Annotated in this window: 9 protein-coding genes, 8 tRNA genes and 1 rRNA gene; 1 reads left to right on the top strand and 17 read right to left on the bottom strand. The window is 36.0% G+C overall.

All coding sequences use genetic code 11. The features are described 5' to 3' along the window. Positions 1-22: 22 nt before the first annotated feature. Positions 23-1,003, top strand: coding sequence for a polyprenyl synthetase family protein (locus G7081_RS02410; protein ID WP_166007094.1), 981 nt, complete (start codon positions 23-25; stop codon positions 1,001-1,003). Positions 1,004-1,032: 29 nt separating this feature from the next. On the opposite strand, the gene cydC is transcribed toward G7081_RS02410, so the two are convergent. The 17 genes from cydC to rrf form a co-directional block, all read right to left on the bottom strand. Then, on the bottom strand, positions 1,033-2,793 hold the full coding sequence (gene cydC / locus G7081_RS02405) for a thiol reductant ABC exporter subunit CydC (RefSeq protein WP_166007093.1): 1,761 nt from the start codon (positions 2,791-2,793) through the stop codon (positions 1,033-1,035). After that, positions 2,786-4,531, bottom strand: coding sequence for a thiol reductant ABC exporter subunit CydD (gene cydD / locus G7081_RS02400; RefSeq protein WP_166007090.1), 1,746 nt, complete (start codon positions 4,529-4,531; stop codon positions 2,786-2,788). The genes cydC and cydD overlap by 8 nt, the downstream gene beginning before the upstream one ends. A 5-nt stretch (positions 4,532-4,536) precedes the next feature. Continuing rightward, on the bottom strand, positions 4,537-5,547 hold the full coding sequence (gene cydB / locus G7081_RS02395) for a cytochrome d ubiquinol oxidase subunit II (protein ID WP_166007088.1): 1,011 nt from the start codon (positions 5,545-5,547) through the stop codon (positions 4,537-4,539). 1 nt (position 5,548) lies between these two features. Next, positions 5,549-6,991, bottom strand: coding sequence for a cytochrome ubiquinol oxidase subunit I (locus G7081_RS02390; protein WP_166007086.1), 1,443 nt, complete (start codon positions 6,989-6,991; stop codon positions 5,549-5,551). Between the two features lie 141 nt (positions 6,992-7,132). Further along, positions 7,133-8,374: a peptidase U32 family protein gene (locus G7081_RS02385; protein ID WP_166007084.1), complete on the bottom strand. Its 1,242-nt coding sequence runs from the start codon at positions 8,372-8,374 to the stop codon at positions 7,133-7,135. Between the two features lie 12 nt (positions 8,375-8,386). After that, positions 8,387-9,310: a peptidase U32 family protein gene (locus tag G7081_RS02380; RefSeq protein ID WP_166007082.1), complete on the bottom strand. Its 924-nt coding sequence runs from the start codon at positions 9,308-9,310 to the stop codon at positions 8,387-8,389. Between the two features lie 113 nt (positions 9,311-9,423). Then, the gene (locus G7081_RS02375) at positions 9,424-11,892 is read right to left on the bottom strand and encodes an ATP-dependent Clp protease ATP-binding subunit (RefSeq protein WP_166007080.1); all 2,469 of its coding nucleotides are present in this window, start codon (positions 11,890-11,892) and stop codon (positions 9,424-9,426) included. 5 nt (positions 11,893-11,897) lie between these two features. After that, complete coding sequence (locus tag G7081_RS02370; RefSeq protein WP_166007078.1) at positions 11,898-12,353, bottom strand: CtsR family transcriptional regulator; 456 nt, start codon at positions 12,351-12,353, stop codon at positions 11,898-11,900. A 125-nt stretch (positions 12,354-12,478) separates the two neighbouring features. After that, a tRNA-Pro gene (locus G7081_RS02365) sits at positions 12,479-12,552 on the bottom strand. 15 nt (positions 12,553-12,567) lie between these two features. After that, positions 12,568-12,641, bottom strand: a tRNA-Arg gene (locus G7081_RS02360). Positions 12,642-12,669: 28 nt separating this feature from the next. Continuing rightward, positions 12,670-12,755: transfer RNA gene (locus G7081_RS02355), tRNA-Leu, on the bottom strand. A gap of 40 nt (positions 12,756-12,795) precedes the next feature. Next, positions 12,796-12,867, bottom strand: a tRNA-Gly gene (locus G7081_RS02350). Between the two features lie 41 nt (positions 12,868-12,908). After that, positions 12,909-12,981, bottom strand: a tRNA-Thr gene (locus G7081_RS02345). Positions 12,982-12,989: 8 nt separating this feature from the next. Then, positions 12,990-13,071, bottom strand: a tRNA-Leu gene (locus G7081_RS02340). Positions 13,072-13,083: 12 nt separating this feature from the next. Next, positions 13,084-13,156, bottom strand: a tRNA-Lys gene (locus G7081_RS02335). Between the two features lie 3 nt (positions 13,157-13,159). After that, positions 13,160-13,232: transfer RNA gene (locus G7081_RS02330), tRNA-Val, on the bottom strand. Between the two features lie 20 nt (positions 13,233-13,252). Next, positions 13,253-13,368: ribosomal RNA gene (gene rrf / locus G7081_RS02325) — 5S ribosomal RNA — on the bottom strand. Between the last annotated feature and the right edge of the window lie 14 nt (positions 13,369-13,382).

Below are 13,382 nucleotides of genomic sequence, written 5' to 3'. Positions count from 1 at the left end.
GATATTAAGCAGGAGGCCGAAAATGGCGATTCACTCATTATGGGATAACTATCCTAACATTCAAAAAGAACTAATAGCAACTCAAAAAACTATGAATCAAGCTGTCAAAATCAGAAACAAGGAAATGACTGCTGCCTTACAACTTTTCTTTAAATCAGGAGGAAAGTTGCTTCGACCTGCCTATTTTTTACTATTTACTAAATTTGGCAATAATGTTGCTAGTGAAACGAAAAAAATGCAATATGCTGCCTCTTTAGAAATTCTACATGCTGCAACTTTGGTTCATGATGATATTATTGATGAATCACCTGTCAGGCGTGATTTGCCTTCAATACAAGCAACCTACGGTAAAGATATTGCTGTTTATGCTGGTGATTTCTTATTTACGGTTTATTTCCAGTTGTTAGCAGCCGCTTCTACAGATACTGATACATTAGAACGAAATGCTAAAAATATGAAGAAAATATTGGTTGGTGAACTAGATCAACTTCATTTGCGTAATAATCCTAACATTACAACCAAAGAATACCTACAACATGTTCAAGGGAAAACAGCTCAACTCTTTCAGCTAAGCTGTTACGAAGGTGCAAAAATGGGTGGTGCTTCTCTTCGAACACAATTGATGGCTCAACGCATTGGGCATAATATTGGAATGGCCTTCCAGATTCAAGATGATATCTTAGATTTCACTGCGACATCTGAAGAATTACATAAACCTGTGTTAGAAGACATAAAAAATGGGAATTACACACTTCCTCTAATCTATGCAATGCAGTCCGCTCCTGAAAAATTCACAATTCTTCAAAAAGGAACAAGTTTAACTAATGATGATATTCAAGAAATTGTTACTTTAGTTAAAAACTGTGGCGGAATTGGGAAATCACAAAAGCTTGCAGAGCGTTATACTTCAAAGGCAATCAGTGAGATTCAAAAATTAGCTGATATTGAAGAAAAAGAGATTCTTTTAGCTGTTACTAAAAAATTACTAAATAGACAAGATTAAAAAAGCAGGACTCTTAGGAGTCCTGCTTTTTAATTATTATCTAACGCTAATAGTGTTTGATAATGGGTGTTTGATTTTTGTAAGTTTAAAGGGGTATCATTCATCATGATTTTACCATCTGAAAGAAAAATGACACGATCAGCTTCCTCAATAGACATCAAATGGTGTGTAATCCAGACGACCGTCTTTCCTTTAAGAACATCAAACATCGTCTTAAGTAATTGACGTTCCGTAATCGGATCTAAGCCAATAGTCGGTTCATCAATAATAACAATCGGAACATCTTGAAGTAGTATTCGCGCTAAAGCAATACGTTGCTGCTCACCACCCGAGAAGCGCTTACCACCTTCTTCTACTTTCGTATCTGCCCCTAAAGGTAATTGATCAATGACAGATTGTAAACCAGCTTGCTGAATTGCTACCAACACTTCTTCATCACTCGCTGCGACGTTACCTAATCTCACATTATTCATTATCGTTGTGTCAAATAGATGTGGTCTTTGATTTACAACACCCACAACTTTCGACATATCATTAATGGTCGAAATATCTTTTTCATCAATTTTAATTACACCGCTCGTAGGCTTTAAATCACCGCGTAGTAAATTTGCTAAAGTCGATTTCCCAGTCCCGCTTTTACCTAATACAGCAATTTTGCTTCCAGATTCGACAACTAGATTTAAGTTATTTAGTATAACTTTTTCTGAACCTTCATAATTGAACGATACATTTTCGAATGATACATTTCCTGAAGTTGAAGATACTTCTTCAGCTTGTTGATTAATTGTGTCCAACTCACTATCAATACTTGGTAGTGAATGTAGACGTTCTGCTGAATCTTCATAGTTAGGAAATTCTGTCACACCTTGACTGATAGGTCCAAGTGCATCCATTAATGGGAATACTGCCAGTACAAAAGCGGCAATAAAATTAGCCCCATTCATACCATTAGAGGTGAAATAATTCCCCGCCCAAATAAAAATAGCAATAACTATTAATCCAAAAACAACCTGAATCACAAGATCTTGAATTCGACTGTTTCGATTTAACTTCTCTTCCGCCTTACGTACTTGAGCTTCCGATTCATTATAACTCGTTAAAAACTCATCATGACGTCCACTGTATTGCCAATCACCAACACCTAATACTGAATCCGTCAATTGATTATAAAGAATATGACGAGCTTCTTTTCTACGGTAGACATTAGCCCTATTAAATAAAACCGACATAAGAGGAATCACTAAAATTAATAAACCAATCATCAGCAGCATTAATAATGCAAACGGGATTGAGAAAAAGCCAAATGCGATAATGATTACAGTATAAAGTAATAAACCAATTAACATGGGGAAAATTGTTCTTAAGTAAAGATTTTGAATATGCTCAATATCTTCAGCTAGAATACCAAGCACTTTACCTGTTTGAAATTCAGATTTAGATTGACTCGCTTTTGTTTCCAATGAACGGTAAAGTTTCAAACGGATATCGGATGTCATTTTTAAAACCCAATTGTGGCTCCCTAAACGTTCTAAATACCTGAACACTGGACGGCCTATCCCAAACCCACGTGTCAAAACAATTGGAACATAAACTAGTAAAATATTTTCTGGTCGAGTTGCTGATTTACTTATCAAATAACCTGAAGTAAACATTAACGCACTACCACATATAAATGTTAGAAGACCTAAGAAAAGAACCAATATTAATAATTTACGATACTTTCTAAAATAAGGACGAACCCATGTATCATTTTTTGAAAGTAATAAACGCGTATCATTTTTTTTAGTCATTAATTAGGTCACCTCCCTTAATCTCAGAAACAAATTTACGGTATTCTCCCTTTGGATGATTCATTAGCTCATCATAACTACCTTGCTCAACGATTGAACCATCTTTCATAACTAAAATATGATCCATTTCCTTCATCCAATGCAAACGGTGCGTTGCAAAGAATACTAATTTTTCATCAAACATTGGTAATATCGTTTCTTTTAGTTCCGCTTCTGTTTCAATATCTAAATGCGCAGTTGGTTCATCAAATAATAAAATTTTTCTACTATTATCTAAAAAAGCTCTGGCAATGGCTACACGCTGTAATTGTCCCCCGCTCAACATTTGTCCACCTTCACCAATGATGGTGCTCAGCCCTTCTGGTAAAGCCTCTAGGACATCAAATAATCCAGCTTTTTCAATTGACTCGATAATTTCTTCATCACTTGCACTAGGAACATAAAATGCTACATTATCACGCAAGCTACCATGAAAAATATATGGATCTTGCGGCACATAAAATAGTTGTTTTTGCCAGTTCTTATCATTTAAAGTTGACATCTTAATACCGTTTACCGCTACCGTACTATCTGTTGTTGGGTTCAAGAAGCCGCCTAACAATTTTATTAACGTTGATTTCCCAGACCCCGATAGGCCAACAACACCAACTTTACCAAATCCTTCCCAATCGAATGTAATATCTTTAAGAGCATCAAATTTAATATCTGAACTATAACTTACATTGACGTCTTTTAAAGATAATGTGGAATCCGTTTCCCATTCGCTCAGGTTCGCTAAATTATCGCTAACCGTTTCTTTTTGAGCCAATACATTATAGATACTCTTTAACGTATTCCCTCCATTTAAGGTTGCGTGATAATCGTTTGAAAAATCACGAATTGGTAAAAAGAAATCTGGCGCCAATATCAATACTGTTAAAGCTGGAAATAATAGCATTTCACCATCAATTAAACGCAAGCCTAAAAATAAAGCAATGACTGCAACTGATAATGTTGTAAAGAAATCTAATGCGAATGTTGATAGAATAGCAATCTTCAAAGTACTCATCGTCGCCTTACGGTAATTTTCACTCACATCATGAACATTCTTACCATAACGTTTACTTAGACCTAAAAGATTTAATGTTTCTAAGCCTCTTAAAGAATCAATAAAATGATTGCTCAATATTTGATATCCTTCGTACTGTCTATCAGCTTTAGCACGGGCTGCATATCCTAAAATAATCATAAATAAAATAATGATTGGAAAGACAATCAGTAAAGTGAAACCTGATTGTAAATCCTGTGTAAAAACAAACGCCACAATCACCCACGGAATAATCATCATATTTACAATCTTAGGTAAAATAATAGTGAAGTAATCTTCAACTTGGCTAATCCCTTCAATAGCCATTGTTACCATATTACCGGTTCCTTCTTTTTGTACAAAATTAGGTCCTAGAGCAAATGTTTTTTCAAGTAATTGTTGCCGTATTTTTTGAGACTCTTCATAGGCAAATGTATCTAACATTTTATCCTTAACATAATTACCAACTTGTCTCAAAATAAAACAGCTAAAAAATAGTCCTACATTAATTAATTGAGAAGTTACTGTCTCACCATTCCATAAATTGCTAATAGCTTTAGCTAAAAAATATGCTTGACCTATAATTAAAAGAGCCTGCAAGACAGCAAGTCCGGCAAGCCCAATTAAAACAGGTTTAATTTTTTTGATTTTCAAAATATTTTTATCAATCATTTAAATTATCCCTCGATTTTTTTTGAGTTAATTCTCTTTCTAAACATGTAGTAAGTCCACACTAAGTACCCCAATACGATTGGCAGTAAGATACAAGTAATAATTGTCATTACTTTTAATGTGTACGGTGTACTTGCTGCTTCAGTAATTAATAAATCACGATGTCCTTCTGAACCAATCATCACACGTGGGAACATCCCATTGAATAATAGAACAACGATACCAGCTAAAATACCACTTGTACCAACAAATGACATAAATTCTTTGTCTTTAAACGTTCCAAACATTGCTAATACAGCTGCTGCAATAATCACAACTAAAATAGCTAATGTTGAAATTGGACGTTTATCAAAGAAATCTGTATTGGCCCAAAGTAGACCAGCAAAAGCAATTAAACCAACAAATAAAACTGGGTATAAAGGTTTTGCCATTTTTAAAGCACGCTCACGAACAGGCCCATCAGTTTTTAACCTAATGTAATTTAATCCTTGTAAGAAACATACTAACGTTACAGCAATACCACCAACAATAGAGAAGATATTAACATAATCACCAAAGCTCGCGAAAATATTTTTATCAGCATCCATTGGCATACCGCGAACTAAACTTGTAAACATTAATCCAAATAAGAATGGTGCTACTGTACTACCAATAAATGTTGCCCACTCCCAAATTGAACGACCGCGATCTGTTTCCATGTGATGACGGAATTCAAATGATACACCACGTAAGATTAACGCGAATAAAATTAAGAATAAAACAATATAGTAACCACTAAATAATGATGCATACCATTCTGGAAAGGCAGCAAATAATGCACCACCTGCAGTGATTAACCAAACTTCATTTGAATCCCAAACAGGTCCAATTGATTCAATTAAGACGTCACGCTCATGGCGATTTTTAGCAACTAGTTTCGTTGCCATACCGACACCGAAGTCAAATCCTTCAAGAATGAAGAATCCCATAAATAGGACAGCGATTAATACAAACCATAATAATTCTAAGTTACTCATATTAGAACGCCTCCTTTGATAATGGATCTACATTTTCAATTTCTTTTTCCTCTGCATATGGACCGTACTTAGCTGTACGATAAGTTAAGAAGACCATAACGCCTCCTAAAAGAGCAAAGATAAAGAAGTACATAATGTTTGAGAATAATAATTGGTTCGCTGTGACATTAGGAGATACGCTGTCACCAATTGTAAACAATCCGTAAACTGTCCATGGGAAACGGCCTAATTCAGTAATTAACCAACCTGATGTGTTCGAAATAAATGGAGCGAATGTACATAACGCAATGATGACTAATAACCATTTCATTTTTTCGATTGTTCCTTTTCTTAATAAGTAAAGACCAACAATTGAAAGTAATGCCATTAATGAACCAAAACCAGCCATAACACGGAAGCTCCAGAATAATGCTGTTGTTGGAACATAATAATCCATCTCACCATATTTTTTACCTTCTTCAGGTCCAAAACGTTCTGTCATTTCAACTTCATACTTTTCTTGTAATTCTTTATTAATTGTATTCATACCTTTGAAGCTACCTTCGTGAGAGCTACCAAGAATGCTTAACATACCTGGAATTTCAATTGAAGGACCTTCTTTATGATTTTTTTCATCAAATAACCCAACCGTTTTCCAAGGTGCAAAGTCTGGTGTATCTTCATAGATACCTTCCGTTGCAGCAAATTTCATTGGTTGATCTTCAATAATTGCTTGTGTTTGTGCATGCCCAACAGCAATCGTTGCTACTGAGAACACTAAACCTAAAATTAAACCTAATTTCATTGATGTTTTAAAGAAAATAGTATCTTCTTTACGTAATAATTTCCAAGCTGAAATCCCAGCAATAATAAAACCACCGGTAACCATCGCTCCGAAAATAACGTGTGGGAATTCCATCCATAATTGAGGGTTTTTAAGTAATGCACCAAAACTTACTAATTCAGCACGATTTGTTTCTGCATTATAAGTAAAGATATCTGCAACAGGGTTTTGCATGAATGAGTTAGCTGCTAGAATCCATAAAGCTGATAATGTCGAGCCAATTGCTACAAACCACATAAAGATTGCATGAACTTTAGGGCTTACTTTATCCCAAGTGAATGCCCAAATACCAATAAATGTTGATTCCATGAAGAATGCTAATAAAGCTTCAACCGCAAGCGGTGCTCCAAAAATATCTCCCATGAAACGAGAATAATCAGACCAGTTCATTCCAAATTGGAACTCCTGAATAATACCTGTTACAACTCCGACTGCAAAGCTTAGTAAGAAAATCTTACCCCAAAACTTGGACATGTCGCGATAAACTTGTTCTTTTTTAACGGCGTACATCGTTTCCATAATGGCGATGGCTAATCCAAGTCCAATTGATACTGGAACAAAGAAGAAATGGAAAATGGTTGTCATCCCAAATTGAAAACGAGCTAATTCTAAAATACCCATTTAAAGAACCTCCTTTTTCATATTTATATAATTTAAATTGTAATTATTATTACTTAGACTATTATAAGCTAAATCTCACAAAAAGAAAATGTAATGCTCACTAAATCACGGTTTTATCACTATTTCAAAATGATAAATAACCTACTTTTTCTTGCGAATCATATCTCCAGGTTGTACAGGCTCCAAAACAGGCATCGTTAAAATCATCATAGCATTTGGCGCACGATCGATTTCTTCACCATCCTCATTTTTCATTTCTTCAACTGTTTGCTCAAAATGATGGAATCCTGGTCCGTAAAACTCAATTTCATCTCCAACTCGGAAGTGATTACGTTGGCGAATTGTTGCGATTTTTGTTTCTTCGTCATATGACAGAACTTCACCAATAAACTTATAAACTGGAATCTTACGTCGCTCTCCGAATAATTGTTCTTCTTCAGTAGGTGTTTGATAGTAGAACCCTGTTGCTAACTCACGTTGAGCAACCTTCCATAACTCATCGATCCACTCTTGTTTACATTCATAGTTTTCTGGATCTTCCATATAGCTATCAACCGCTTTTTTATAAACATTTGCCACTGTTGAGACATAGTGAATTGATTTCATACGGCCTTCAATTTTAAAACTATCAACACCATTTTGAATTAAATCAGGTATATGCTCAATCATTGACATATCAACTGCACTCATCGAAAAAGGTTCATCCGCAATCTCTCCATTCGTTAACAATGAACGATGTTCTCCAGCGTAAGGCATATCAAACAGATCATATTTCCACCGACAAGATTGTGAACATCCTCCACGGTTAGCATCTCTTTGTGACATATGATTAGACAATGTACAACGACCAGAATATGAAATACACATCGCTCCATGAATAAAAGCTTCAATTTCAATATCTGTATTGGCACGAATAGCTGCTACTTCTTCCATAGAAACTTCACGAGCAAGTACAACACGTTCTAACCCTTCTTCTTTCCAAAATTCTAACGTCTCATAGTTTGTCGCTGATGCTTGTGTCGACAAGTGAATTGGCAACCCAGGCGCTTCAGTTGCACATATTTCAATTAAGGCTGGATCGGATACAATAACTGCATTGATACCGATATCGCGTAACGTACGGAAAAATTCACCTGCACCTTGCTCATCACCTTCATGAGTTACCATATTAGCAGCAACATAAACTTTTGCATCGTATTCTTTTGCAAATGCTACCCCTTCAGCCATCTCTTCAAAACTAAAATTACCTGCTCGACTTCTTAAGCCATAGGCATCTCCACCGATATAAACGGCATCTGCACCATAATGAATGGCCGTTTTTAATTTTTCTAAAGTTCCAGCTGGAGCTAAAACTTCAGGTCTTTTTAAAGTTGTTTTATCCATTTTAGTTCCTCCTTATTTTACTTCATCTGGGTCCATCAAGAAGAATCCCGTATCTAGACTACGTTCTGACGGATGATTAGCAATCACTAACTCATTTAAGCGCGTTGCTTCTACATCATTCCACTTCCCTGCACTCATCAAATCTCTAGCTTCAACAAATAATTTTGCAATCGTCACAAATTGTTCTCCAGGAGTATAAATCCCATCAAGTTTCCAATGATTATATGACATCTCTTCCAGTTTAGACAGTTCGCTCATTAAGTTAACATCATTATCTGCAAAAATATGCGTGCCGTGACTATCTTCATAAACGGAATAATGTGTTTCATCTTTTTTAGGCTCTGAAATAAACAGACCACGATCTTTAGTAGCTTCTTCAGAACTTTTGATATATGAAAAGAAGTTCTCAACCAAAGGACGCTTAGATTGATGAATACACGTTGCCCCATAAACCAACACTTCTCCAAAAACATTTAAGATTTTAGCCATATCTTTCATTTCTAAATAGGGTACCTCACGAGCAACGACTGCACCAATTGCACCACGCTTACCCCAAAAATTAATTTGTCGCGCGCTTGTCACCAATGTGTGTGCATCGTAAATAAATGGTAATGGCAAATTATTTTTATTAATTAAATGAATAACCCCTGTATCACCAACTGTAATTTGATCGACTTTAATTTCAACTAAGTAATCTAAAAATTCTGGAACAAGTAGCATTTTTTCTGGATGCATGATTCCATTAACAGCAATTGTTGCTTTTTTACCAGCCGCATGAGCCATATCAACTAATTCTTTTAGTTCTCTTCTTGAAAAATTGGTTGGCATACGTAATCCAAAAGTTTCTTCACCAAAATAAATCGTATCCACACCTGCATCAAGTAGTTTTTGCGCTTGATCCAACGATTCAACAGTCGCAGTAATTTCAATAGACATTTTGATATCCTCCCTATAATTCTCCAAAAAAACGCAAAAAGCTGGTAGGAGCTTTGGTTTTGCACCTACCAACTTATCAAGTTTTCTTTTTATTAACTTAAATTTTACATGGTTTATTTCACTTTTTCAAGTGTTTTTTCTGAGACAGTTTGTGTAATACTACCTTTTCTAGCACCGATTGTAACTTTATCACCAGAGACAATCTCACCTGTTAAAATTGCATCACTTAAGCGATCTTCAACTTCTTTTTGAAGAGCACGTCTAAGGGGACGAGCTCCGTATTCAGGATCAAAGCCTTCTTTTGCAATAACATCTAGTGCACTATTGGTAATAATCAGCTTAATGTCTTGCTCTGCTAAACGAGAAACTATTGGTTGGCTCATAATCTTAATAATATTTCTTAAATCTTTTTCTCCCAATGAATGGAAGACAATGTTATCGTCAATTCTATTTAAGAACTCGGGACGGAATGCTTTCTTTAATTCTTCTAGTACACGAGCTCTCATTACACGATGATCATTAGTTGCAGACACCGTATTAAAACCAACTGACTTCTCTTCTCTTAATGCTGTAGCACCAATATTTGAGGTCATGATAATAATGGTATTTCTAAAATCGACTTTTCGACCTTTAGAATCTGTTAAGAAACCATCATCCAACACCTGTAATAAGATATTAAAAATATCTGGGTGTGCTTTCTCAACTTCGTCAAAAAGAATGACAGAATATGGTTTTTGTCTGATTTTTTCAGAAAGCTGTCCACCCTCGTCATACCCTACATAACCCGGAGGAGAACCAACCAATCGACTAGAGCTATGTTTTTCCATAAATTCTGACATATCTACACGTACCAATGCATCTTCAGAACCAAACACTACCTCTGCCAATGCTTTAGCTAATTCTGTTTTACCTACACCTGTAGGCCCTAAGAACATAAATGAACCAATCGGCCGTTTAGGATCTTTTAATCCACTACGACTGCGTCTAATTGCTTTTGAGACAGCCACAACTGCTTCTTCCTGACCAACCACACGTTTATGTAGTTCGGATTCTAATTCTATTAATTTTTTAGCATCTTTCTTTTCAAGTTGCTTCAGTGGGATTGCCGTCCATTCTGACAAAACTTCAGCAATATCTTCAGATGTTACTTCAGCGTCAAATATTTCACTTGCATTAGCATCTTCAGTTATCGCACTTTCTAATTTCTTAATCTGATTTTTTTCTTTTAGCCTCATGCTTGCAGCAAGTTCAAAATCTTGATTTAAAATAGCATTATTTTTATCTTGTTTAATCTGACTCAGCTTATCTTCTAACTTGGTAATTGGAGAAACTTTTTCTTTACTATTAATGCGAACTTTCGCAGCCGCCTCATCTAGTAAATCAATCGCTTTATCAGGCAATTGTCTACTTGGTAAATATCTTTTAGAAAGAAATACCGCATTCTCAATAGCTTCTTTTGTAATGACAACACGATGATGCTCCTCATAACGAGATTTTAATCCCATTAAAATTTGAATGGCTTCATTTTCAGAAGGCTCTTCAACCATTATCTTTGCAAAGCGGCGTTCTAGCGCGGCATCTTTTTCAATATATTTTTGATATTCATTATTAGTTGTTGCACCAATCGTTTGAACTTCTCCTCGTGCTAAAGCGGGTTTTAAAATATTAGCAGCGTCAATCGCACCTTCTGCACCACCAGCACCTATTACCGTATGTAGTTCATCAATGAATAAAATAACATTCCCTGCATGATAAATTTCTTCAATAATATTTTTCATACGATCTTCAAACTCACCACGATATTTAGTTCCTGCAACCATTGATCCCATATCTAACATCATCAACCGTTTAGACGCTAAATTATTCGGTACATTCCCTAAGACAATATGTTGAGCTAATCCTTCTGCAATAGCCGTTTTACCAACACCTGGTTCACCAACTAATACTGGATTATTTTTAGTCCGTCTACTTAAAACTTGAATGATCCTTTTAATTTCTTGATCTCGACCAACAACCGGATCAATTTGTTCTTTTCTAGCCATTTCAGTAAGGTCTCTAGCTAAAGAATCAAGGGTTGGTGTTAAAGAATTATTCTTAGGCGTCTGTGTAGTATTTCGCTTGCCAACTTTACTATTTCTATTTTCAGTTACGCCTATTTTTTTTAAAACATATTGTCGTGTTTTAGCAATATCTAACCCAAAATTACTTAAAATTCTAGCAGCAAAAATATCAGGATCACGTAAGATACCTAAAAGAATATGTTCAGTGCCAATATTTGGTGCGCCTAATCGATTTGCTTCATCTCCTGCAAAAGCTAATATTTTTTGCGTTCTGGGAGAGTATGGTAAAAAACCAGCTACGCCCTTAACAGTTCCATAGCCAATTATTTTTTCAATTTCTTCATGTACAAAAGAAGCTGTTAATCCTGATTCACGTAAAACTTTACCTGCAATTCCATCTGGTTCTTCTATTAAACCTAATAATAAGTGTTCCGAACCAACAGCATTATGTTTATACGAGACCGTCTTCTCTTGGGCAATCATCAATACTTCTTTAGCTTTCTCAGTAAAATATTTTTTCAAAAGAATCACTCCTTGTCTTTATATGTTAATCGTTCTAGTAAAACATCAAGCATTTCTGCACGTAATTTATGATTATTCTCTAAAAGTTTATCTTCAAAAAAAGGTTCTATCAAAAACGCTTCATTTTGAGTGAGTATATCATACTCAAGAAGTTGATTTAAAATAGCCCTTGTTTCTTTTTCAGTGACTGTTTCTTCGAATATGTTTGATAACTCGCTCAACCGGTCTTCTTCTCTCAATTCTACTTTTGAAATTCTAATATAACCACCACCACCACGTTTACTGATTACCTGATAACCATGAGGAATTGTAAATCTCGTGTTTATAACATAATTAATTTGAGATGGAACGCAATTAAATATAGAGGCAACCTCAAAACGTTGAAGCTCAATCACGTTTTCTTTAGAGAGTAACTCAATTATATACTCTTCAATTAAATCAGATGTATTCATTTTGCTCATTTTTTTCACCCTTTAATCTCTGACGTTTCTTGACTTATTAATAGTATACTAATTTTTTAATATAATTGAAAGAAAAGGGAATTATGACAATAAAAAAAAGCTAAACAATGTTTAGCTTACAAAAATCGGGAAGACAGGATTCGAACCTGCGACACCTTGGTCCCAAACCAAGTACTCTACCAAGCTGAGCTACTTCCCGAAATATCATTATAAATGCACCCAAGAGGAGTCGAACCTCTAACCGCCTGATTCGTAGTCAGGTACTCTATCCAATTGAGCTATGGGTACAAGTGATTTGATCTTGATCAAACACTAATGCCGAGGACCGGAATCGAACCGGTACGGTGATTACTCACCGCAGGATTTTAAGTCCTGTGCGTCTGCCAGTTCCGCCACCCCGGCTAGAATTAACTACTGGCTTTTTGCTTCTTTCAAAACAAAAAGCGGAAGACGGGGTTCGAACCCGCGACCCCCACCTTGGCAAGGTGATGTTCTACCACTGAACTACTTCCGCGTTAACTATTTAAAATAAAAAAGAGTCTAAAACTCTTAAAATGCCGGCTAAAGGAGTTGAACCCTCGACCCTCTGATTACAAATCAGATGCTCTACCAACTGAGCTAAGCCGGCTAGATAAATGCGGGTGAAGGGACTTGAACCCCCACGCCGTTAGGCGCTAGATCCTAAATCTAGTGCGTCTGCCAATTCCGCCACACCCGCAAATTTCTTTAATGACCCGTACTGGGCTCGAACCAGTGACCCTCTGATTAAAAGTCAGATGCTCTACCAACTGAGCTAACGAGTCATATGGAGGTTAACGGGATCGAACCGCTGACCCTCTGCTTGTAAGGCAGATGCTCTCCCAGCTGAGCTAAACCTCCATGGGATAAAATAATACTAAGCGTGGCAACGTCCTACTCTCACAGGGGGAAACCCCCAACTACCATCGGCGCTAAGAAGCTTAACTACTGTGTTCGGCATGGGAACAGGTGTATCCTTCTTGCTATCGCCACCACACTTGTGATGTATTA

It is taken from the genome of Vagococcus coleopterorum (assembly GCF_011303955.1).
Lineage (GTDB): Bacteria > Bacillota > Bacilli > Lactobacillales > Vagococcaceae > Vagococcus_D > Vagococcus_D coleopterorum.
Note: the sequence above shows the minus strand (reverse complement) of the source record. Positions and strands in the feature narration are given on the sequence as shown.